Raw genomic sequence first — 21,990 nt, 5'->3', positions numbered from 1 at the left:
GACGTCGATCTTAACACCGCTCAGAATCTGTACTATGTTCAGATCAGAAACTGAACACCGATCAGATGGGAGCCCGGACATGACCGCAGACCTGCCCGATGTGACGAAGGCGGCGCCGCCGATCGTGGGCGGTGAGCCGGTCGAGGTGGCCGACGGCGTCTTCGTCCTGCGCGACAACCGGGTGCCGCTCGTGCCCAACATCGGCTTCGTCGTCGGCGACCGGGCGACGCTGGTCGTCGACACCGGCCTCGGCCGGCGCAACGGTGAATACGTGCTGGCGCAAGCGAAGCAGCTCGCCAAGGGACGGCCGCTGTACCTGACGACAACGCACTTCCATCCGGAGCACGGCTTCGGCGCGGAGGTGTTCGCGGGCGCGGCGACGATCGTCGCCAACCGCGCGCAGCGCGACGAGCTGGCCCGCAAGGGCGCCGGGTACGTCCGGAGGTTCAGCGGCCTCGGCCCCGCCATCGCCGCCGAGCTGGACGGCGTCACCTTCGTCGACCCGGACGTCGTCTACGAGGGCCGGGCGGAGCTCGACCTCGGCGGCCACCGGGTGGTGCTGCGGGAGTGGGGCCCGGCGCACAGCGCGGGCGACCAGACGGTGCTCGTCGACGGCCGCGTGCTGTTCACCGGCGACCTCGCGGAGACGCGGATGTTCCCGATCGCGCCGTACTTCCCGCCGCACGACACCGATTTCGACGGCGCCCGCTGGATCGCCGCACTCGGCGGGATGGCGGAGCTGGCCCCGGAAGTGGTGGTCCCCGGGCACGGTGAAATCGCCGACGTCACGTTGCTGCACGAGATCCGCGGTTACCTGGAGCACGTCCAAGCCGAGGTGACGCGGCTGAAGACCGCCGGCGCGTCCGCGGCGGAGACGGCGGCGAAGGTCGACGAGGACGCGCGGGCCCGCTGGCCGGAGTGGGACAATCCCGAGTGGATCGCCCTGGCGGCCACGGCCTTCCACTCGGCGGGCTGAAAGCTCCACGCGGCCCGGCGCGGCTCCGTACGATGTCCACCATGGACTACACGCTGCTGGCCGTCGTCGTGCTCGTCGCGGCCGTCGCCCTGGGCGCCTCGGCCAACGACCGCCGGATCAACCGCCTCGAGCGCCGCCTCGCCCGGATGGAACTGAAGCTGGACGCCATCGCCGGGCACCTCGGCGTCGCCGTCGCGGAGCCGGCTCAGCCGCAGCTGGCCGACCTGCCCGACGTGCGGCAGTTCCTGCTGGAGGGCAAGAAGATCCAGGCGATCAAGGCCTACCGCGAGCACACGGGCGTGGGGCTCAAGGACGCGAAGGACGCCGTGGAACGGATGGCCTAGGCGGTGTCCTGCGAGTCTGCTCGATGGGCTTCGTGATCCAGGTGGTTCCTGGCGGCGCGGGCGGGTCACCCTCGTACTGGGCCGTACTCGGGTGATCCCGCCCGTGCCGTCAGGGGCCGCCTGGGCGCGAAGACCGCGAGCTTGACTTGTAGGACACCGCCTAGCCGCCGAGGGCCGGCGCGGCGTGGCGGACGCGCAGGACGTCCGCGATCACGGTGTCGGCCACCAGGCGCTGCTCCTCGTCGAGCGGCGCGCCGGGGGCCGTGATCGGCGAGCCGCCCAGCGCGAGCGCGGCCGTCGAGGTGAACTCGGCCATCGGCGTCGGGCCGCCGCGCAGCAGCAACGCGCCTGCCGACGCCGCGAGTCCGCGCAGTCCTTCGGCGGCCGCGTCCAGCGCGGCCTGCTGACCGGGCTCGGGCGGCTTGCTCCCCGGTTCCGGCGCCCGCAGGTCCTGCTGGGCGCGGGCCGCGGCCCGGAACCTCGGAGCAAGCCGCGCTCGCGGTGCGCCGTCCAGCGCCCCCGCGACCTCGGCGAGCAACGCCCGGGTCGTGTCCACGGCCTCGGCGAACCGCTCGGCCAGGGACGGCTTCCGCACCCCCGGCACGGCGGCGAAGCCGAACAGCAGCGCGATCACGACGGCCAGCACCATCAGCAGCACGTACTCCACCAGCAACGTCCGCGCGTCGAGGTGCTTCGTCGCCGAGTTCATCCCGACGCTCATGAGCACCATGCACCCGTTGAACACCGTCGGCCGGCTCCGCATCAGCGGGAACCCGGCCAGCAGCGCCACCAGTGCGAGCGGCAGCAACGCGCCGGGCGGCAGCAGCCACAGCACCAGCGCCAGCACGACCGCGCCGCCCAGGGCGCCACCGACGCGCTGCCACGCCTTGCTCAGCGTGTCCCGCCACTCCGGCTGCAGCACGGCGAACGTCGTCATCAGGAACGACACGGTGAGCGGGTCGCCCGGCCGGAACCGCGCGACGACCAGGGCGAGCAGCATCCCGATCGCGCAGCGCACGGCGTGCCGCAGCTGCGCGGAACGCCAGGAGAGCGCGCCTTCGGCCTCGTGGCGCAGCGCCGCCCGCACGGCCGCGCGCGGGATGTCCACAACGGACTCGTCGCGGGTGAGCACGGCGTCGCGGACCGCGTCGACGCCGGACCACAGCTCGTCGACGAGCCGCCGCGTTTCGCCGGGCAGCCCGGCACCGGGGTCCGGCCGCTCGGCCGCGGGCAGGTCGTCCGGGGCGTCCTTGGCGCGGACGGCGTCGGCGAGGCCGGCCAGCTCCGCCTCCGCCGCGTCGAGGATCGTGCGCAGCGCGCCCGCCTGGTCTTCGCCGAGGGCCCGCCGCCGGTCGTCGAGGATCGCGGCCGTGGCGCGCGCCCGCACACCGGCGCCCAGCACCCGGGTCTGCCACTTCCGCGGCCGGTCGGCCAGCCACAGCCGCACCGCGCGTTCGGCGGTGTCCTGGCCACCGCCCGCGAGCGCGTCGGCGAGTGCCTCCCGGGTGGGCTTGCCGGGGTCGCCGACGCCGAGCAGGAGCCGCAGCACGATCGCCACGCCGACGGCGAGCGCGGGCGCGCCGATGATCTGCCCGGCGCTCGCGGTGCCGGTCAGCTGGAAGCCGTAGCCGAACACCGACGCCATCCCCAGGCCGAGCCCGACCGTGACGAACCGCGACCCGAGCGCGGGCAGCAGCGCGGCGACGAACACGACGACGGTGAGCAGCGCGATCGCGGCGACGTCCGACACCGCGCCCAGCAACCGCGGACCGGCCACGCCGGCGACCACGAGGGGCGCGTAGCAGGCGAGCAGCACGAGGTCGGACCGCAGCGGCCCGCCCGTGGCGGCGATGAAGCAGAACAACGCCGTGAGCCCGGCCAGGACCACGGTGTTCCCGAGGCCGACCGCCACCCCGATGCCCGCCGTCGCGCCGACGACGACCACGACGAACCCGAGCATCCCGACGCTCTTGATCAGGCCTTTCACCACACCAACCCCTCGCCGCGCGCACTGCCCCGATCATCCTGGCGCACGGCGGACAGCACTGTGGGTCCGGACAGCAAAACCGCCGCACCCCGGAAGCCGGGGTGCGGCGGTCGCGAAAACCTCAGGTCAGTCCTTGACGCCCTTGATGGCGTCCTTGATCTTCTCGCCGGCCTGCTTGAGGGAGCCCTTGGCCTGGTCGGCCTTGCCCTCGGCCTGCCACTGCTCGTTGCCGGTGGCGTCGCCGACGGCCTCCTTGGCCCGGCCCTTCAGCTCTTCACCCTTGTTCTCGATCTTGTCGTTCACGGGCTGCACCTTTCGTCAGGCGACATTTCCGGATCGGCCTGTCACCACGAGGGCCTTGCTATATGGCTACCCGCTCAGCGCCGACGTACACCTTTTCTGAGCCATCCGGGTGACGTGAGGGCCGTCACGCCACCCGGACGTGTGCCGGGTCCGAACAGGACGGCCGGCTCCGGAAGCCGGGTAGCGTGGACCGGGCAACCGCCGAGGAGGCTGTGTGACGACGAACGGTGCCGGACGGCTGACCGCACCCTGCCGGTTCTGCGGGCGGCCCCCGCGACCGCGGGACACCCGCGTGCCCGGTCCGTCGGGCCCGATCTGCGTGGACTGCGTGCAGGCCGGTCTGTGGGTGGTGCGCGACCGCGAGGAGCGCCCGAACGAGGCCGGCGAGACCTTCGAAGCGGTCAGTTCACCGCAGGCGCCGGTCTGCGAGTTCTGCAGCCGCCGTGAGCGCCGCACGTTCCTCGGCTTCCGCCGACCGCTGGTCCGCGTGCGCTGCGTGCCCCGCGACGCGGTGATCTGCGGGGACTGCCTCGACCACGCCGGCGACGCCCTGAACCTGGCGCTGCGGCATTAGCCCGGTCACGACGCCGGGACGTGCCACGGGAAGCCGTCCGGATCGGCCTTCGCCCGCGCGGTCAGTTCCGCGTCGTCGTGGCCGTGGACGTCGTCCCGGAACGGGAAGTCGGCCGGCTCGACCGTGAGCTTGGCGAGCGGCCGCACCGGCACCGGGCCGGCGGCCTGCATCGAGCGGGCTTCGCCGGTCGGCGGCTCCAGGTCGAAGGTGGCGGCCGGCAGGAGGTACACCGTGCCGCTCCGCCACGGCTGCCGCGCCAGCGCGGGCGCGCTGATCGAGAAGTGGTACCGCGCTTCGCCGCCCACGCGCGCACAGCCGTTGCACATCGACAACGGCCCGCTGTCGCGGTCGAGGACGGCGTAGAACATCGGCCAGATGCCGTCCGCGGCCGCGAAGACCGCGAGCCGGCTGCCGAACTCGGTCATGTCGGGCGGCCGGCGTGGGGTGAACTCCGTGATGCCGGGCCGGCCCGAGCCGTGCAGCACGTGGTCGCCGCGGTCGGCGGCGTGGCACAGGAACTGCCACTTCGGCGCGTCGAGCCGGTAGTCGATCGGGTGCTCCGGGCCGGCCGCGAGCGCTTCGTCCAGCAGGGCGTCGAACCGGGCGCGCAGCGAGTCCGACGTCGGCGCGGCCGGTCGGCGTAGCCAGTAGCCGGGCAGGTCCACGCAGCCGACCCTAACGGGCCGGTGCCGCCGCGGACAGCGACGGCACCGGCCCGCGGGCTCACGCGGGCGCGGTGAACACGTACGACCCGGCGGGCACGAAGTACGTCCCCGCCGCCGAGGGCACCGCCTCGGCCGGCGCGTTCACGGCGCCGGTCTGCGACGTCGGGACCCGGACGGTCGCCGAAGCGCCCGCCGGGACCGTCACCCGCAGGGTGAGCGTGCCGCCGCTGATCGACCAGTCGCTGACCGCGCCGCCGAACGGCGTCTCGTACGTGGCCTTCGCCGACGTCAGGCCACCGCCCGGGCGAGGCGCGATGTCCAGCGCCGCGTACCCCGGCGCCGCTGGCGACAGGCCGCCGACCGAGCGGTACAGGAAGTCGCCGACCGAGCCGAGACCGTAGTGGTTGAACGAGTTCATCCCGGGATCGTTGAACGAACCGTCGGTCTTGATGCCGTCCCAGCGTTCCCAGATCGTCGTGGCCCCGCGGCCGATCATGTAGCCCCAGCCGGGGAACCCAGGCTGCAGCAGCACCTGGTACGCGACGTCGGCGTGCCCGTGGGCGGCCAGCACCGGCAGCAGGTTCTCGACGCCGAGGAAGCCGACGCTGAGGTGGCCACCGCTCGCCGCGACCTTCGCCGCGAGCTTGTCGGCCGCGGGCTGCACCCGTGCCGCCGGCAGCAGCCCGAACGCCAGCGCCAGGACGTACCCGGTCTGCGTGTTCGCGCCGACCGTGCCGTCCGCCGCCGAGAACTTGTTCGCGAACGCCGCGGCGATCTGGTCGGCGAGCGTCCCGTACTTCGTCGCCTCCGCGGTGTGCCCGGTGGCCGCCGCCATCCGCGAGACCAGCCGCGACGAGTACGCGAAGAACGCTGTCGAGATCAGGTCCTGCGCGGTGTTGTCGTTGACGTTGAGCCAGTCCCCGAACGTCTGGTGGTCGCGGATCAGGTCCGCGCCGGACGTCGAGCGCAGGTACTCGACCCACTTGACCATGGCGGCGAAGTGCTCGTTGATCACGCCGGTGTCGCCGTAGCGCTGCCACAGGGTGTAGGGCACGATGACGCCCGCGTCGCCCCAGCCCGCCGTGCCCGAACCGTCGAGCACCCCCGGCGCGACGTCGGTGAACGAGCCGTCGGCGTGCTGGGCGTCGGTCAGGTCGTCGCTGAACTTGCCGAGGAAGTTCGCGACGTCCAGGTTGAACGTCGACGTCCCGGCGAAGATCCCGATGTCGCCGGTCCAGCCCAGCCGCTCGTCGCGCTGCGGGCAGTCGCTCGGCACCGACAGCATGTTGGAGCGCTCACCCCAGAGGATGTTGTGCTGCAACTGGTTCACCATGGTGTTCGACGACGTGAACGTGCCGGTCTGCGCGCCGGTCGTCCACATCGCGCGGCCGGTGACCGTGGTCGCGGTCGGCGCGGAGGGCAGCCCGGTCAGCTCGACGTACCGGTAGCCGTGCACGGTGAAGCGCGGTTCGTACGTCTCGACGCCGCCCGTGCCCGCGAGGGTGAACCGGTCGGTCGCCTGCGCGGCCCGGAGGTTGTCGGTGTAGATCGTGCCGTCGGGGTTGAGCACCTCGGCGTGCCGCAGCGTCACCGTGGTCCCCGCCGGTCCGGTCACCGAAAGCCGGTCAACGCCGCCGAAGTTCTGGCCCATGTCGGCGACCCACACGCCCGGCTTGGGCTGGGTGATGGCGACCGGGTGGAACTCCTGCTGCACGGTGACGCCGTTGTCCACCTGGGCCACCAGGTTCGGCTTGGCGTCGGTGCGCACGCCGGGCGCCTGCCACGCGCTGTCGTTGAAACCGGGCTGGTCCCAGCCCGCGGGGGCGAGCCGCGCGTCGTAGTTTTCGCCCTGGTAGAGGTCGTCGGCGCGGATCGGGCCGTCGCCGGTCTTCCAGGTGCCGTCGGTGGCGACGGTCGAGCTGGTGCCGTCGGTGTAGGCCAGCCGCAGCTGCGCCGAGTACCACGGCTTGGTGCCGTAGCGCTGGCTGCCGGCGATGCCGATGCTGCCGGAGTACCAGCCGTTGCCCAGCAGCGCGCCGATCGCGTTGTCACCCTGGCGGATCTGGCCGGTGACGTCGGAAACCCGGTACTGCAGCCGTTTCGTGTAGTCGGTCCAGCCGGGTTCGAGGACCTCGCCGCCGACCTTGGTCCCGTTGAGCCGGGTCTCCTGCAGGCCGAGCGCGGTGGTGAGCAGCCGGGCGCTGGCGACCGGCTTGCTGACGGTGAAGCTCTTGCGCAGCAGGGGAGCGGGCGACGCGACGACGACGTTCGACGCCCACGGCCCGGTGCCGTACGCGGTCAGCGCCCGCGCCGCGGTCCAGGCGCTGTCGTCGAACGTGCGCTGCTGCCAGCCGGACGGCCCGGTCTGGTTCGCCTTCCAGGACGCGTCGGTGACGACCGTCGGCCCACCGGTGACAGTGAGCTTGGCGATCATCCCGGCCGGGCTCTGCATGGTGTTCTCGCTGCTGATCGCGATGACGTTCGCGCCGGTCGTGAGCAGCGGCCCGACGTCGACGACGGCGGCCTGCTTCCACGAGTCGGTGGAGCGTGGCGACGAACTGACCTGGGTGCCGTTGACCCACACGGTCGCGGTGTCGTCACCGGTCACGACGAGCGTGGCCTTCGACGGCGCCGCGCTCAGCTGCACGGTCTTGCGGAAGTACCGGGTCGCCGGCGGGATCCCGCCGGCCGGGTCGCCCTCCGGGTACCAGACCCAGCTCGCGCCGGCAAGGTCCGGGCCGGCCGCCGAGCGCCCGATGAACGCGCCGGTCCACTCGGTCGCCGGGGCGCGCAACGCCGTTTCGAACCGCTGCACCGGGCTCCAGCCGCTCGCGCGGCCCTGGGCGTCCCAGACCCGGACGCGCCAGGTGTAGGCCGTCAGCGAGCCGAGTGCGGGCCCGCCGTACGCGACGTCGGCCTGCTGCCCGGACGCGACCTGCCCGCTGTCCCAGACGTCGGATCCGTTGGCGGACACCACGATCTGGTAGGCCGACTGCCGCTGCTGCGACGTCGACGACGTCAGCTTCCAGCCGAACCGCGCCTGCGCCGGGTCGACGCCGATCGGGTTGACCCGGGTGCCGACCGTCGCGCTCGCCACGGAAAGGGGGGCCGCGGCGGTGGAGTCCGGGGTGGTGACGCCGGCGCCCCAGGGTGCCGCGCCGTAAGCGCCGAGATCCGCGGCCGCGGGCCAGGACCCGTCGGCGAAGCCCGGCTGCTCCCAGCCTTCCGGCGCGGTCTGCGCGCTCTTCCAGCCCGCTCCGGTGGTCAGGTCGGTGGTGCCCGACGCGGTCGCGACGTGCAGCCGGCCGAGCAGCCCGGCCGGGCCGCCGGCGTTGCGGACGGCGACGGCGAGGGTGTTGACGCCGGGGACGAGCGCGGGCCGCAGGTCGACCGGCAGCCCCGTCTTCCAGGAGTCGGTGACGCGGGCCGAGGACGCGAGGGGTTTGCCGTTGAGCCAGACGTCGGCGGTGTCGTCGCCGGTCACGGTGAACCGGGCGTCGCTGACCGCGCCGCCGGCCACGGTGAACGTGGTGCGGAAGTACCGGGTCGCGGCCGGGGCGGACACCCGTGCGTCACCCTCGGGGTACCAGATCCAGTGCGCCCCGGAGATGTCCGGTGGGGGCGCGGCGCCCGCCGGGGGAGCGGCGGCGCCGGAGAGCACCAGGGTCGCGGCGAGGGCGGTGGTGGTGGTCGCGCGCCAGAGCTGGGATCGCGGCATTGCGGCTCCTGGATGACGGGGACGGGGCTGCGGAACGTTAAAACGTTTCAATCCAGTGTGATATGTGACTGTAATCAGAGGATCACGCAACCGCAATACTCCACCGGGTGCAGCGGCGATCGTCCGTGCTTGTCCGGTGGCCAATGTGTAAATCGTTTTAGGTCACTTCATCCGACGCCTTTGCCGAATCACGAGCACGACCCCGGCCACCCCGAGGAGAACGAGCCCGGCGGGGACGGCCGTGGGCCACCACGGCCACGCCGGGCCGTCGAAGACGACGTCGTACGCGGCGGCCCAGCCGAGTCGGCGCACCCGGCCGAAGCCGGCCCGGGCGGGCCCGGTCAACCGCCTCGCCGCCGGGAAAGCGCTGTCTGTTCGCGCGGCGTTTCGGTGACCGGGCCACGTAGGGTGGAGCGGACACCGCAGTCGAGAACGGGAGCCCGTCATCGATGTCAGTGCTCTGGGGCGTGTCCTTCGACGGAACTCCGCTGTCCGGGGTGGTGGTCGAGTTCCTCAAGACGGCGGCCCGGCTCTCCGCCCGGGGCCACCGCGTCCACCTCGATCTCGGGTACGACATCAAGGCCGACAAGGGCGCGTTCTTCCGGCCCTACCGTGACGAGGCCGGGCTGCTGCCGGACTGGGTCGTCCTCGACCGGATCGACGGCGTCGAGCAGGTCCGCGGCTACGACCGGCCGTTCGTCGAGCGGGTGCTCACCGAGGTCGTCCAGCGGGAGGCCGGCGCGGCGCTGCGGCCGGAGATCGACCGGATCGCCGGCGAGCTGGCCGGCCGGATCACCGCCACCTGGGAACGCCTCGGCGTCACGATGGTGATGGTCGAGAACGGCACACTGCCGGAGAACCCAACCTACACCGAGGCCCTCTACCGCGCGATCGACCGCTACGGCGCGCGGCACCGGCTCGGCCGGTTCGTGTTCTGGCGCGACCACGACCTGATGTGGCAGAGCGAACCGGGGATCGCCAAGTACGGCCGGTTCCCGTACCGCGAGACCCCGGCGCCGCGGAACTCGCCGTACATCCACTACTTCGCGCTGCACGAACAAGCACGGGCGCGGACCCTCGAGTGGGTGCCGGGCCTGCGTAACCTCGACGTCCTGCCCAACACGTTCCCCATCGCCACGGCGGAGATCGACGCGCGCAACGCCGGTTTCAAGCGCGACTACGGGATCCCCGAGGACGCTCCGCTGTTGGCCCGGATCACGCGGATCATCCCGCAGAAGCGCGTCGACCGGGACCTGCACCTGCTGGCGCTGCTGCCGGACGCGTGGCTGTTCGTGGCCGGCGACGTCGAAGAAGCACCCGCGGAGTACGTCCACCTCACCCGGCTGGCCGAACGGCTCGGGGTGCGCGACCGCGTCGTCTTCGGCGGCTGGCTGACGCCGTACGACACGACCACACCCGGCCGATACTCCGTCCGGGACCTCCTGGCGCACGCGAGCGTCGTGTCCTTCCTGACCTCCTACGACTACGAGAGCTACGGCAACCCGGTCAGCGAGGCGATCGCCTCCGGGACGCCGTACGTGACCAGCGGCTACGAGCTGTATAACGCCGTTTACGGCAGCGCCGGGTTCCGGGCGCCGGTGCTGGACATCCAGGCCAACGACCTGCCGGACGCGGCGTTCGCGCGCGAAGTGGCCGAACTGATCACCGACGAGGGGAAACGAGCGGAAGTGGTGCGGGTGAACCAGGAACTCGGGCGGGCGCGCTTCGGCACCCAGGTCGTCGACGACCTGGTCGACCGGCTGTACCCGCCGCCGATGGGCGCCGGGACGCGGCTGAGTGTCGTGCTGCCGGTGTACAACGAGGCCGCGAACCTGCGGTCGGTCCTGCGGACGCTGTACGACCAGCAGTCGCTGGACAAGGACAGCTACGAAGTCGTCCTGGTCGACAACAACTCGACCGACGACACCGTCGCGCTGGCCCGCGAGTTCGCGGCCGCGCACCCGGACCTGGCGGTCCACGTGATCCACGAGCCCGAGCAGGGCGTCTCGTGCGCGCGCCGCGCGGGCATGGACTTCGCCGCCGCGCGCAGCCGGAACCGGCCCGACACCGATCCGGCGCAGCGGTTCTACCTGGTCTCCGCCGACGCCGACTGCCAGGTCGACGCTCACTGGCTGAGCGAGCTCCTGGACGCGATGGAGACGACCAAGGCCTCGATCGGCGTCTGCGACTACTACTACAACGCGGACCACTTCACCGGCCGGCCGCGGCTCTGGGACGCGATCCAGCGGACGCTGCGCTGCCGCGCCGTGACGTTCGCGCTGTTCGGCGGCTTCCCCGACGGCAAGGGCTTCGCGGTCGAGCGCGACGCTTACGAGCGCGCCGGCGGCATCGAGATCTTCTACCAGCTGCAGGACGGCAAGTTCGTCAGCCACCTCTCCGACGACTGGGACTTCGGGATCAAGGTCGCCGGCGGGGGCGACGCGATCACGTACGCGCCGCGCTCGCGCGTCGAGATCAACCCGCGGCGCGTCGACCACGCCATCGACGAGGTCATCGCCGGCCGCGCCTACGGCTCCGGCGGCACCATCGTCATGCGCGACATCCGCCCCTCCGCGCCGGCCGTGGAGACCGACCTGACCGAGGCGGAAGCCCTGCAGGCGTGGGAGTTCTCCATCAAGGACTTCACGCCGAAGAACACCATCCTGCCGGTGCTGCTGACCCCGGCCCTGCTGGAGGACGACGCCGTCATCGGGTTCTTCGGCGCGGACCTGGCCGCGCGGCTGGGCGAGCGGATCGCCGAGATCCGCGCCGGGATGCGCGTCGTCGACTTCACGCCGATCCACGCGTACAAGACGCCGTCGTACCGGCTGTACCTGGAGTTCGCCGACGAGCTGTTCGCGTGCCTGCGCAAGCACGTCGGCGAGGACATCGGCGCCCCGCCGCCGCTGCCACCGTGTTTCGCGGACGTTCCGCCGGAGCGGTTCGCGGAGTTCGTCCACTACTACTGCGAAGACCGGGAATCCGGAGAAGCCCACAACTACTTCGGCAACGGAGGGGTGTTCTGATGACACTCGCCTACGAAGAGGCGATCGGCTCACTGCACGGTCTCGACCCCGCGTGGCCGCGCCCCGCGGTGCTCGACGTCCTGGAGGCGCCCGAAAACCGGCACCTGCTCGACTACGTGCAGGAGGACCCGTTCGGGGCGCACGTGTTCCCGGGCAACGTCCCCGGCTACGCGCCCGCGGACTTCCTGCGTGACCTCGACGCGCAACTGGCGTCCAGCGCCCCGATCCACCTGTGGTCCTACATCCCGACCTGCGCCTACCGCTGCCGGTTCTGCCAGTACCCGGTGGTGCTGGTGAAGGGCAAACCCGAGGTCACGTACGAGAAAGCGAAGCACTGGGTCGACCTCAACATCCGCGAAGCGCGCATGTGGCTGGACGCCGTCCCGAATCTGGCGGGCGCCGAGGTCGGCGAGTTCAACGTCTTCGGCGGCACGCCGTCGCTGCTGCCCGAGCCGGAGATCCGGCGGCTGCTGGACTTCTACCGGGAAGAGTTCGGGTTCACCGCGGACACGACCATCCGGTTCGAGGGCGACCCCAGCACGTTCACGCCGGCGAAGCTCGAGCTGCTGCGGGACCTGGGCTGCACCAAGCTGTCCAGCGGCGTCCAGTCGTTCGACGACCACGTCCTCGAGCTGTGCGGGCGCGAGCACTCGGCGCGGATGTGCGTCGACTTCGTCCGCAACGCGCAGCGCCTCGGCTTCGAATGGGTCAGCATCGACCTGATGTACGGCCTGCTCGACCAGACCCTCGACAGCGTCCGCCGGGACCTGGACGTCGTGCTGGAGAACGAGATCACCGCCGTCGTGTGCACGAAGCTGCACCTGGCCTCCTACAGCGACACCCGCACCGGCGTCACGGGCGAGAAGCCGGCCGCGTGGCAGCTGCCGTCCTACCGGGACAAGCTGGTGCGCGACGGCCACCGCTGGCCGACGCTCGGTGAGCAGTACCAGATGCGGGAGCTGCTCACCGACGGCCTCCGCGCCGCGAACTACACCGAGCACCCGACGATGTACTTCGCGCGCGACGGCCTCGGGCCGGAGAAGTGGAAGTCCATCATGGTCGACCAGGAGAAGCAGGAGGCCGAGGTCGCGATCGGGCTCGGCGGCAGTTCGAGCTGCCGCGCGTCGGAGGCGATCACCGACGTGAACTCCAAGCGCTACATCGAAACCGTCGAAGCCGGCCGGATCCCGCTGGGGTCGGCGACGCGGTTCACGCCCGACGGGCAGGAGGCGCGGGCGGTGAAGATGGCGCTGACGACGTTGCAGCCGTTGCGCGATTCCGTGCACGCTTCGCGGTTCCCCGGGCGGTCGCTCTTCGCGGAACCGTGGCTCGGCAAGTTCCGCTCCCTGGCCGATCGCGGCCTCGTCCGGCTGGATTCCGGGGCGGGGAAAGTGGAATTGACCCGGACGGGAGAAGTCCTGGTGGAGGCCATCATCACGACCGAGCTCTGAGGACCGAGATCACTCCGACGGGTGACAGAAGTCTCGCGGGGACCGGTACGGGCGTGCAGCATGGGTCCAGCACCGTACGGCCGTACCGAGATCGGAGCCCAGATGAGCCGAACCGTTCCCGGACCCCTGGCGAAGCTGGCCGGGGCGGGCGCGCTCGCGGCGTTCGCGTCGGTGGTCGTCGTGCCACCGGCGCACGCCGCTCCGGACTACTCGCACGCGGACACGAACTTCGCGGGCACGCAGATCGAAGCGCACGAAGGCGTTCACGGGAGCCCGCTCACCTCCCGCGCCGACGTCGCCGACCAGACGCTCGGGCACGACGTGAGCGGGCACACGGGTCCGGTCGACTGGGGCGCCGCGGCCGCCGGCGGGGCGAAGTTCACCTACGTCAAGGCGACCGAGGGCACCGGGTTCGTCAACCCGCAGTACACCCAGCAGTACGACGGCGCGCACGCGGCGGGCCTGATCCGCGGCGCGTACCACTTCGCCCGCCCCGACGTCTCCAGCGGCGCCCAGCAGGCGGACTACTTCATCGCGAACGGCGGCGGCTGGCGCGGCGACGGCACGACGCTGCCGGGCGCGCTCGACATCGAGTACAACCCGTACGGCGACGTCTGTTACGGCAAGAGCCCGGCCGACATGACGGCCTGGATCGCCGACTTCACCCGCACCTACCTCGCGAAAGCGCACCGCAGCGCGCTGATCTACACCAGCACGGCGTGGTGGAAGACCTGCACCGGCAACGCGAACGGGTTCGGGAACACGAACCCGCTGTGGCTGGCCCGGTACGGCGCGGACGTCGGCGAGCTGCCGGCCGGCTGGGACAAGCAGAGCATCTGGCAGTTCGCCCGCGGCGGCGGCCTGCCGGGCGACCAGAACTACTACAACGGCCCGATCGGCCGCGTCGAAGCGCTGGCGAAGGGTCAGGCGGCCTAGCGCGTCCTCCGGATGACGACGTCCGGCCACGGCGGCTTGCGCAGCACGGCGAGGGTGCCGAGCGTCGCGGCCATCAGGCCGGTCATGGCCCCGATCAGGAGGACGCGGGTGGTGTCGACCGCGGCTTCCCACTTGACGTGGCCGTCGTGGATCACGAACACCCCGACCGGGTTGCTCACCGGGATGACCGTCGTCCCGTCCGGCGTCTCGTAGGGGTCGCCGAAGAGGGCGCCGTCCGGCTTCACGGTGTCACGCACGGCCCGCAGTTTCACCTTGCTCATCGGTCCATCGAACCGGAACCGGCGGCGCCGCGCCAGGCCCGGGGCGAACTCCCGTACGCGCGGGAGAAGGCCCGGCTGAACGCGGCCTCCGAGGCGTAGCCGACGCGGGCCGCGATCCGCCCTGCCGGCTCGCCCGTCGAGCGCAGCAGGCGGGCCGCGTGGTCCAGCCGTCGCCGCTGGACGTACGCCCCGGGCGGCTCGCCGACGGACTCGGCGAACCGGGCCGCGAAGGCCGAGCGCGACAGCGACGTCAGCCGGGCCAGCTCGTCGACAGGCCAGTCACGGCCGGGGTCGCGGTGGATCGCGGTGAGCGCGGGTCCGAGCGCCGGGTCCATCGCCGCGGTCAGCCAGCCGGGGTGCGCCGCGTCGCCGGAGGCCGCCCACGTCCGCAGCGAGCGGATGAAGAGCAGGTCGAGCAGCCGCGACACCATCACGCGGGCGCCGGGCTCGGGCCGGGTGACCTCGGACAGGAGCAGGTCCCGGCTCAGCGGGAGCCACGCCGCCGTCCCGGCGTCGCCGCGGATCACGATCGCCGCGGGGAGAACACCGAGCAGCGGCGCGGCGACCACGGTTTCGACGAGGAACTCGCCGGTCACCCAGTCCGCGGCCGGCGCCGGTCGGACGACGTGCGCGTCACCGCGGGCGAGCAGCGCCATGTCGCCGTGGTTCAGCTCGACGGGTGCCTCGCCCTCGACGTCGAGGCGGACGCGCCCGGAGCCCACGAGGTGCAGCGACCGCGTCCCGGCGGGATAGCGCTCGACGACGTCGGTGTGCCGGCGCACGTCGCCGCCCTGCAGGTGGATGGCCTGCAGGACGTCGGAGAGGGCGTCCTGCTCGCCGTACGCGGGCAGCGGCGGTGAATCGGCAAAGTTTTCCGGTCTCTGGGCCATGGTTCTTGCTCGAACCTCCTCATAGGCTGCGAAGGCAGTATGCGCGAGCGAGTCCGCACGAGCGGACCCGGCGCGCCTGATCGAGGAGGAAACCCCATCATGTCTGCCAAGCCGACGGTGGTGCTGGTCCACGGCTTCTGGGGTGGCGCCGCGCACTGGGCGAAGGTCATCGGAGAGCTGGACAAGCGCGGTTTCGGGTCGCTGCACGCGGTCGAGAACCCGCTGACGTCGCTGGCCGCCGACGCGGCCCGCACCCGGCAGATGGTCGCGCAGGTCGACGGGCCGGTGCTGCTGGTCGGCCACTCGTACGGCGGCGCCGTCATCACCGAGGCCGGGACGCTGCCGAACGTGACGGGCCTGGTGTACGTCGCGGCGTTCGCGCCCGACGCGGGGGAGAGCCTGGCGACGGTCAGCGAGGGCCACGACGCCCCGGGCGGCGCGAACATCGCGCCGGACTCCGACGGCTACCTGTGGATCGCGCAGGACAAGTTCCACGAGAGCTTCTGCCAGGACCTGCCCGAGGACGAGGCCCGGGTCATGGCCGTCACGCAGAAGGCGCCGGTCGGCTCGACGTTCGGCGACCCGGTGACGGACCCGGCGTGGAAGCGGAAGCCGTCCTGGTACCAGGTTTCGGCCCAGGACCGGATGATCGCCCCGGACAACCAGCGCCGCATGGCCGCCCGCATCGGCGCCCGCGAGACGATCGAGCTCGAGTCCGGGCACGCGTCGCTGGCGTCCCAGCCCGTCGCGATCGCCGACCTGATCGAGCGCGCCGCCGGCTGACAAGATCGGACAGGACCGCCCCCGCGCTGTTGTCCGCGCGGGAGCGGCTCCCTATTCTCGGTACTGTCACGGTTTTCGTTTCGTCCTTTGTGGACTACGGAGGTGCCTGTGCGCGGCAAGGTGGCGGTTCTGGCGGCGGTTTCGGCCCTGGCGTTCGCGGCGGCGCCGGTCGCCGCGGGAGCCGGACAGGCGTGGTTCACCTCGTGGGCCCAGTCGCAGGACGGCCGCGCGGACACCCCGTTGAACGCGCAGTCCCTGCGGATGATCACCCACCTGAGCCAGGGCGGCGACGCGATCCGCGTCCGCCTGCAGAACACGTTCGGCACGGGCCCGCTGTCGGTGGCCCACGCCACGGCGGGCGTGAGCGCGGGTGGAGCGGCGGTGACCGCGCCCCGCGACCTCACCTTCGCGGGCGCCCGCGCGGTCACCATCCCGGCCGGGGGAGAGGCGTGGAGCGACGAGCTGCGCCTGACCACCAGGCCGGACACGAACCTGGCCGTGAGCATGTCGGTACCGGGCACGGCGGTGGTCGGCCGCCACGGCGCGGCCCTGCGCGACAACTACCTGACGGCTGCCGGCGCGGGGGACCACACTGGTGACGCCGGCGGTTCGGCATTCGCGCAGACGGTGGGCTCCACTTACGTCGTCAGCGCGGTGGACGTGCACAACACGGCGCTGAAGGGCACGGTGGTCCCGTTCGGCAGCTCGGTGGTCGACGGAATAGGCAGCACGAACTGCGGCCCCGGCTGCACCCAGCTGGGCGCCGACCGCCGCTGGACGGACGACCTGGCGCGTCGAGCCGCCAGTTCGGGCCTGGCCGTCGCCAACGCGGGAGTCTCGGGAACGACGAGCGCTCCTACGTGCCCGAACATCCCGCCGGGGGTAGTCGGCCTGGACGCCGCGAGCCGCCTGGACCGCGACGTCCTGGCCCTGCACGGCGTCAAGTCGGTGATCTACTACTACGGAACGAACGACCTGGCGTACGGCTGCGACGCGACGGCGGTCCTGGACAGCTACCGAGCGGTCTTCGCCCGCCTCCGCGCGGCGGGTATCGCTGTCTACGTCACCCCGAGCACCCCACGTCCGGGCTACAGCGACAAGAACAACCTGGATCGCCACGAGATAGCACTGTTCGTAGAACGCTGGAACACCTGCGGCGGCCTGTGCACGGGCATCCTGGACTTCGACGAGGTCCTGAAGGACCCGCTGAATCCGAACAGCATCAACCCGGCGTACGACAACGGCGACGGAATCCACGCGAACGCGGCAGGCCAGCAAGCACTGGCGGACTTCATCTCGATCCCGATGCTCACGGCCGGGTCAACTTCCCACACGAAGGGGTGAAAGGGCGAGTCGCAACGCCTTTCATGTGCGGGTCGCTGAGCAAAGTACGTCGCGTGATGAACAACTCGATGGACGACGCGGGGTGCTGCCTGCTGTCGGTGGCCTGGAACATAGCCCCGCTGCTGGAACCATCGCCGACATCCCGCCGCTCCACCCTGCGCGCGACGATCGAGGAGACCTGCCGCTTGACCGGCCACGCCGCCCGCTCGTGGGCGTCCTGCCACGGCACCGGGACGGAGCCGGAGTACCGCCCGTTCCTGCAGCTGGCGGACGTAGCGTACGAGATAGCCACGTTACTGCTGTTGGTAGGCGACTCCCTGGTCCCGGATCTGGAGCGAGAACACCGCCGATGGGCGGAAATCGAGGGTTTGATGTCCCGCCTGGAGGAACTGTCGGGCTGGACGTCATCGTTCCTGGGTTCACTGACCTTGTCAGGCCACGCCTGACGCGTTTCGCAATGCGCGGCGGCAAGCACCCTGGACGCAAAGAGATTCTGCTCTGGGAATGACCCCGTCAGTCGGCATGGGAACGTTCTCGGCGAGTGAGCCGCAAGCCGCCCGACGGCGGCCTGTGGCACACAACGAGCCGGATCAGCCGGCGGCCACCGTGAAGTGCAGCGTGCCGATGATCGGCGTGCCGGCGCACTGCAGGGTCGCGGTGTAGGTCCCGGGAGTAGCGCCGGCGGTGGTCTTCCCGCTGAATCGCCCGAAGTTCCCGCCCGTGGTGAATTGCAGCGGGGCGGCGAAGCCGGGCGAAGTAACGGGCCCGACCGGCCCGCCGGGGCACCCGCTGATGATGTCCGACCCACCCCAGATCTCCCCGCCGGGCTGCACGTCGATCGGGGAGAGCCACCAGGACGGCGGCTGGTGGGGAAGAACCGTGAAGGTGGTGGTCAAGACCTCGGAATCACAGGTCGCGGTCACGGTGTAGGTCCCCGGCGTGCGAACGGCGTCGCCGGTCGCCCACAATTCGTCGGGATTCCCGGCCAGCTGAACGGGCGCGGCGAACCCATCCGAGGTGACGTCCGAGTAGGTCTCGCACACGCCACGGATACCGGTCCCGAAGATGGCCCCGGGTCGCACCTCGGTCGGATAGACCTCGAGACTCGCGCCTTCCTGAGCGGTAGCAGCAGGAGCAAGTCCCAGTCCCAGAGCGATGACGGCCAGCAACGTCGCGGCGATCTTGGTCATTTCGTGTCCTCCCCATCCACCACGCGCCTTCAGCCGCGCGGTTCCCTGCACCCCACACGCCCGACTCCCGCTCCCGGTTGAGTCGTCGCGACAGTTGGACGCGGTCGCACGGATCCCGCGTGCTGTTTTGACGCCCGGCAGCGTCGATGGCGCGCCAGGCGTCAGTATTTCGTCCAGGGATGGGTCGTCTTCCACGCCTCGTCACCGACGGCGAATCCGTCGAAGACGGCCATGACCTCGTCGAGGGTGCCGACGAGGACGCGGTAGTGCAGATCGGGTTCGCCCTCCCGGTACTCCACCGCGAACTTCCCCGGGGGCACGTTCCCGGCGTACTGGCCGATGCCGACCTGCACGAACCAGCCAGGCCGGCGTTCCAGAGTGGCGTGCCAGTTCTCCGCGGAGAGCCGGCGAAGGTGCAGGTGCAGATCATCCCGGCTGGGATCGTCGATCCGGCTGCCGTCACAGCACTGCAGCCGCAGACCGCCGGCTGCGGCGGTCTGGGGGTTGTGGACCCGCTGGCTCTGCGGGTCGAAGCAGACCAGACCATGCCGGCCGGCGAGCTCGAGGACGAACGACACGGCCCCATCGAGACGGGACCAGCTCATGCAGAGGATCACCCGACGCGGCGTCGCATCCGGGCTCATGGCCCAGGGCGAGGACTCGAGCTCGTCGACACTGAGGCTTTCCAGGTCGGGAAAACGGCCTGCCAGTTCGTCGCGGAAAGCCAAGACCCGGGCGTCGGGATCGACCACGTCATCGCGGCCGTCCCCAAGCTGCCGACAAAGCTCGGCGGCGCGCTCATCGGTGATCGGGTGCCGTTCCCGCCAGATGTAGAGATCAAAACTCATGGGGTGGCAGCCTCCCTCGGGCCCGCCGCGCGGAGCACGCCGACGACGGCTGAAACGAGCGTGGACATGAAAAAGGCCACCTCTACCTGCGTAAAGGTGGCCGATCCGGTCGGGCTGACAGGATTCGAACCTGCGACCCCTTGACCCCCAGGACGGGGGAGTCGGGGTTTTCGCAGCTCAGGGCCCGTGCGCGTGATCAACTGGCGTGTCAGAAATGCCTGGTCGTTCACCGGCAGGCACGACGTGTGGTCCCCTGGTGGTCCCCAAGGTCGGGCTTGGCCGATTAGATCGCGATGATCTGCTCCGGGGTTCTTCTGCATCTCGGCGTCTCTGCCTCTTAGGTACGCTGAGCTGCGGTTTGTCTGTCATCAGTTCTCGCGGTTGCCCGCCTCTTCCTGACCTCTGACGGCCTGGCGGACCCCAGCCATACCCTGCCCTGCATCCCGATACGAAGCCAGCACGCGGCCGGTGGCGCCGGGTCAAGACACGCTTTCCCGTCTTGACGCGGTGCTACCGGCCGTTGTCACGATCAGGCTTCGGGATGGAGGTCCCTAACGACGGTGCGTAACGGAGATCGACTCCCAAGCGACCCGAATGTCACACCGCTCGTAGCTCGTCGAGGAGGCCGGGATCGCTCAGGGACTCGTATGCCGCCGCGCGGCGCTGCGCCAGGTGACCCGCTGGCGGCCGCACCGCCCGGCCGGCGGGCGAAGCGGAGCGGCAGCCCGCCGTGTCGGAAGCGGATGCGGCTGCCCAGGCGAGGGGCTACATAGGCGACAGGCGCGCCGCCACCGGCGGCGCGCCCTTGATCCCATAGAGCCAAATTCGGCAAATATATCGACCGGAGCAGGTAAAGATTATGTCTGAGTCGTCCGAAAGTGTAGATGTTAAAAAGCCTTCCCCGAATTTGGGGGTTAAGAGAGGTCTTCCCGCGGTAGGCCTCCCTGAGGCAGAGTCCATGGCCAAAGACCTCTGGCGCGTTGCGCGTCTTGCAAAGACATCAAAAGCAGCATTCGCGAAGGAGATGGGGCTGAAGAGTGCTTCGGGAGGTGGATGGGATCGAAAGATAGCGGTGCTAAAAGGCTTTCAGTTGATTGATCGTGACGGAGATCAGATTGGACTTAGTTCCCTCGGGCAACAGCTTGTGAATGAATCTAATCCTTTGGGGCAAGAGCAAGCGCGGCGTGTCGCCCTAATGAACCTGAAAGCTTATAAGGAGCTTGTTGACGCGTTCGAGGGTACGACTGTTCCTGAGGTTGGCAGTCTCGCCTCTCGACTTCAGTTCGACTATGGCAAGAAAGAAGATTTTGCCAAGATTGCTGCGTCCGCGTTCATCAAGTCGCTTGTGCATGCAAAGATGATCGACGAGAACAATATTGTTCATGCTAGTAGTGGCGGTAGTAAAGCCGACGTTACGGAGATGTCTGGTCAAGATTCCCGGCTCGACTCTAATGAAGGTGATCTTGACGACGAAGCTGAGATCGATGCGGCCTTTGCCGAGGAGGATGAAATTGCTGAGGTGAACGAGGACCTCGTCGGCGGTGAAAGTGAAGGGCGATCCGATGGTGAGGCGATCACTTTACGGAAGCGTCTGCCGGGCGACTTCAAGGATCGGGACTTGACGACTGAGGGGGCGGGTAATATCTCGCTATCTATTAGTCTTGATTTGTCAAAGTATCGTGCCGACGAAGTTATCTCAATCCTCCATGCTCTGGGAATTGCTCGATGATCGAGGACTCCCTAGATGACAGCGTCATTATCAACTATCCCATTGATGCAATTCTTGACTCGGTTAGGGATGTGGCGGTCGGGGAGACGATTGGGCAAAGCTCGTCTTTTATCTTGACTAGAAGCGGCCTATATGACGCAGGCGAGTTGACATCTGCTGGGCAGGCATTATTTAAGCTTCGGTGGGTGTTGGGGCGAAAAGAAGACTCTCTAAAGGAGTTGGCCTCCGCTCTTCGTCGGTTTAACCCAATTCAAGTGGTAGAGCAAGAGTTGAAGGGGCTCGGGCCAGTTCCGGAGTCTGGCGTGCTGGATCTTCTGCTGCAGCACCGCTGCGTATCAATTGGCACAAGGATTGAAGACTTGCGTCCGTTCTTTAGCTGGATGAACCAGTTAAAGATTATCGCTTACTCAAAGAAGATGAAGACAATTCGACTGCTTAGTGTTTCGGCGGACGCTCCGCTGGCGGGTGAGATTGACGCGATCGCAGCAATGATCTCGCCGAAGACTCCTTTTCTTAATGTTGTGAGGTTGCGTCGAATCATTAGAACCCTTAGCGGGGTTGTCTGGTGGGCGGATCCGCATTTTCATGTGCGAGCGCTTGAGGAGCTAGCCGAAGAGTTAGAATTTGAAAGGGTCGTTGAGATTCGCATCCTTTCCGGCGACTCGGAAAGTGTTCTGACGGACCGCTCTATGAAGGACTTTCGGCGTTTTCAAAAAGAACTTGACGGCGTGTCTATTAGATCTGAGTGGCGCGTAGATTCAAGGAAGGAGCGCGACTGGCATGATCGCTGGCTTGCGGGCGACAAATCGACTTGGAATGTGCCTCCGATAAATACTCTTTTCAAGAACGACTACTCTGAAATATATCACTCAAACGAGCGGCCGCCTTTGAGTGAATGGTGGGTGAGAAGTGTTGAAAGGTCATAGAGTTCTGTTGTAGAGATAT

At 69.6% G+C, this 21,990-nt stretch carries 20 protein-coding genes; 11 read left to right on the top strand and 9 right to left on the bottom strand.

The window, feature by feature from the left end:
• The first annotated feature begins 79 nt into the window (after window positions 1-79).
• Both OG439_RS14410 and OG439_RS14405 read left to right on the top strand, forming a co-directional pair.
• A complete protein-coding gene (locus OG439_RS14410; RefSeq protein ID WP_326949859.1) occupies window positions 80-976 on the top strand; it encodes an MBL fold metallo-hydrolase in 897 nt (298 codons plus the stop codon).
• A gap of 41 nt (window positions 977-1,017) precedes the next feature.
• Window positions 1,018-1,320, top strand: a complete 303-nt coding sequence (locus tag OG439_RS14405; RefSeq protein ID WP_326949858.1) for a ribosomal protein L7/L12 — start codon at window positions 1,018-1,020, stop codon at window positions 1,318-1,320.
• Between the two features lie 160 nt (window positions 1,321-1,480).
• Here OG439_RS14405 and OG439_RS14400 read toward each other — a convergent pair whose 3' ends face one another.
• Both OG439_RS14400 and OG439_RS14395 read right to left on the bottom strand, forming a co-directional pair.
• Entirely contained in the window at window positions 1,481-3,307 is a 1,827-nt protein-coding gene (locus tag OG439_RS14400) for an FUSC family protein (RefSeq protein WP_326949857.1), read from the bottom strand.
• 126 nt (window positions 3,308-3,433) lie between these two features.
• A complete protein-coding gene (locus tag OG439_RS14395) occupies window positions 3,434-3,610 on the bottom strand; it encodes a CsbD family protein (RefSeq protein WP_247052075.1) in 177 nt (58 codons plus the stop codon).
• A gap of 214 nt (window positions 3,611-3,824) precedes the next feature.
• Between OG439_RS14395 and OG439_RS14390 the strand changes: the two genes are divergently transcribed.
• Window positions 3,825-4,184, top strand: a complete 360-nt coding sequence (locus tag OG439_RS14390; RefSeq protein WP_326949856.1) for a hypothetical protein — start codon at window positions 3,825-3,827, stop codon at window positions 4,182-4,184.
• A gap of 5 nt (window positions 4,185-4,189) precedes the next feature.
• Here OG439_RS14390 and OG439_RS14385 read toward each other — a convergent pair whose 3' ends face one another.
• The 3 genes from OG439_RS14385 to OG439_RS14375 all read right to left on the bottom strand — a co-directional run bounded on the left by OG439_RS14385 (window position 4,190) and on the right by OG439_RS14375 (window position 8,912).
• Window positions 4,190-4,849 (bottom strand): hypothetical protein, encoded by a 660-nt coding sequence (locus tag OG439_RS14385; RefSeq protein WP_326949855.1) that lies wholly within the window; start codon window positions 4,847-4,849, stop codon window positions 4,190-4,192.
• A gap of 58 nt (window positions 4,850-4,907) precedes the next feature.
• Window positions 4,908-8,567 carry a family 78 glycoside hydrolase catalytic domain gene (locus OG439_RS14380; RefSeq protein WP_326949854.1) on the bottom strand — a complete coding sequence of 1,220 codons (3,660 nt, stop codon included), beginning with the start codon at window positions 8,565-8,567 and terminating at the stop codon, window positions 4,908-4,910.
• 162 nt (window positions 8,568-8,729) lie between these two features.
• A complete protein-coding gene (locus OG439_RS14375) occupies window positions 8,730-8,912 on the bottom strand; it encodes a hypothetical protein (RefSeq protein WP_326949853.1) in 183 nt (60 codons plus the stop codon).
• 104 nt (window positions 8,913-9,016) lie between these two features.
• Here OG439_RS14375 and OG439_RS14370 point away from each other — a divergent pair, with 104 nt between their 5' ends.
• From OG439_RS14370 to OG439_RS14360, 3 genes are all read left to right on the top strand, one after another.
• Entirely contained in the window at window positions 9,017-11,593 is a 2,577-nt protein-coding gene (locus OG439_RS14370) for a glycosyltransferase (RefSeq protein ID WP_326949852.1), read from the top strand.
• On the top strand, window positions 11,593-13,044 hold the full coding sequence (locus tag OG439_RS14365; RefSeq protein ID WP_326949851.1) for a radical SAM protein: 1,452 nt from the start codon (window positions 11,593-11,595) through the stop codon (window positions 13,042-13,044). Before OG439_RS14370 ends, OG439_RS14365 begins: the two co-directional genes overlap by 1 nt.
• A 102-nt stretch (window positions 13,045-13,146) precedes the next feature.
• The gene (locus tag OG439_RS14360) at window positions 13,147-13,980 is read left to right on the top strand and encodes a GH25 family lysozyme (protein WP_326949850.1); all 834 of its coding nucleotides are present in this window, start codon (window positions 13,147-13,149) and stop codon (window positions 13,978-13,980) included.
• On the opposite strand, the gene OG439_RS14355 is transcribed toward OG439_RS14360, so the two are convergent.
• Window positions 13,977-14,261 carry a hypothetical protein gene (locus tag OG439_RS14355; protein WP_326949849.1) on the bottom strand — a complete coding sequence of 95 codons (285 nt, stop codon included), beginning with the start codon at window positions 14,259-14,261 and terminating at the stop codon, window positions 13,977-13,979. The two genes, OG439_RS14360 and OG439_RS14355, sit on opposite strands and share 4 nt — an antisense overlap.
• Window positions 14,258-15,151, bottom strand: coding sequence for an AraC family transcriptional regulator (locus OG439_RS14350; protein ID WP_326949848.1), 894 nt, complete (start codon window positions 15,149-15,151; stop codon window positions 14,258-14,260). The genes OG439_RS14355 and OG439_RS14350 overlap by 4 nt, the downstream gene beginning before the upstream one ends.
• A gap of 99 nt (window positions 15,152-15,250) precedes the next feature.
• On the opposite strand from OG439_RS14350, the gene OG439_RS14345 reads away from it, so the two are divergent.
• The 3 genes from OG439_RS14345 (at window position 15,251) to OG439_RS14335 (ending at window position 17,724) form a co-directional block, all read left to right on the top strand.
• Window positions 15,251-15,934, top strand: coding sequence for an alpha/beta hydrolase (locus tag OG439_RS14345; RefSeq protein ID WP_326949847.1), 684 nt, complete (start codon window positions 15,251-15,253; stop codon window positions 15,932-15,934).
• A 108-nt stretch (window positions 15,935-16,042) separates the two neighbouring features.
• Window positions 16,043-17,278: a GDSL-type esterase/lipase family protein gene (locus tag OG439_RS14340; protein ID WP_326949846.1), complete on the top strand. Its 1,236-nt coding sequence runs from the start codon at window positions 16,043-16,045 to the stop codon at window positions 17,276-17,278.
• Window positions 17,279-17,334: 56 nt separating this feature from the next.
• A complete protein-coding gene (locus tag OG439_RS14335) occupies window positions 17,335-17,724 on the top strand; it encodes a hypothetical protein (protein WP_326951548.1) in 390 nt (129 codons plus the stop codon).
• A 144-nt stretch (window positions 17,725-17,868) separates the two neighbouring features.
• Here the strand turns inward: OG439_RS14335 and OG439_RS14330 are convergent, their stop codons facing one another.
• Window positions 17,869-18,468, bottom strand: coding sequence for a hypothetical protein (locus tag OG439_RS14330; RefSeq protein ID WP_326949845.1), 600 nt, complete (start codon window positions 18,466-18,468; stop codon window positions 17,869-17,871).
• A 161-nt stretch (window positions 18,469-18,629) separates the two neighbouring features.
• Window positions 18,630-19,316 (bottom strand): hypothetical protein, encoded by a 687-nt coding sequence (locus OG439_RS14325; protein ID WP_326949844.1) that lies wholly within the window; start codon window positions 19,314-19,316, stop codon window positions 18,630-18,632.
• Window positions 19,317-20,274: 958 nt separating this feature from the next.
• Here OG439_RS14325 and OG439_RS14320 point away from each other — a divergent pair.
• Window positions 20,275-21,045 (top strand): hypothetical protein, encoded by a 771-nt coding sequence (locus OG439_RS14320; RefSeq protein ID WP_326949843.1) that lies wholly within the window; start codon window positions 20,275-20,277, stop codon window positions 21,043-21,045.
• Window positions 21,042-21,971 carry a hypothetical protein gene (locus OG439_RS14315; protein WP_326949842.1) on the top strand — a complete coding sequence of 310 codons (930 nt, stop codon included), beginning with the start codon at window positions 21,042-21,044 and terminating at the stop codon, window positions 21,969-21,971. The genes OG439_RS14320 and OG439_RS14315 overlap by 4 nt, the downstream gene beginning before the upstream one ends.
• Window positions 21,972-21,990 lie beyond the last annotated feature (19 nt).

It is taken from the genome of Amycolatopsis sp. NBC_01307, from assembly GCF_035975215.1.
Classification (GTDB): Bacteria; Actinomycetota; Actinomycetes; order Mycobacteriales; family Pseudonocardiaceae; genus Amycolatopsis.
This window is presented reverse-complemented; position numbering and strand designations above follow the sequence as displayed.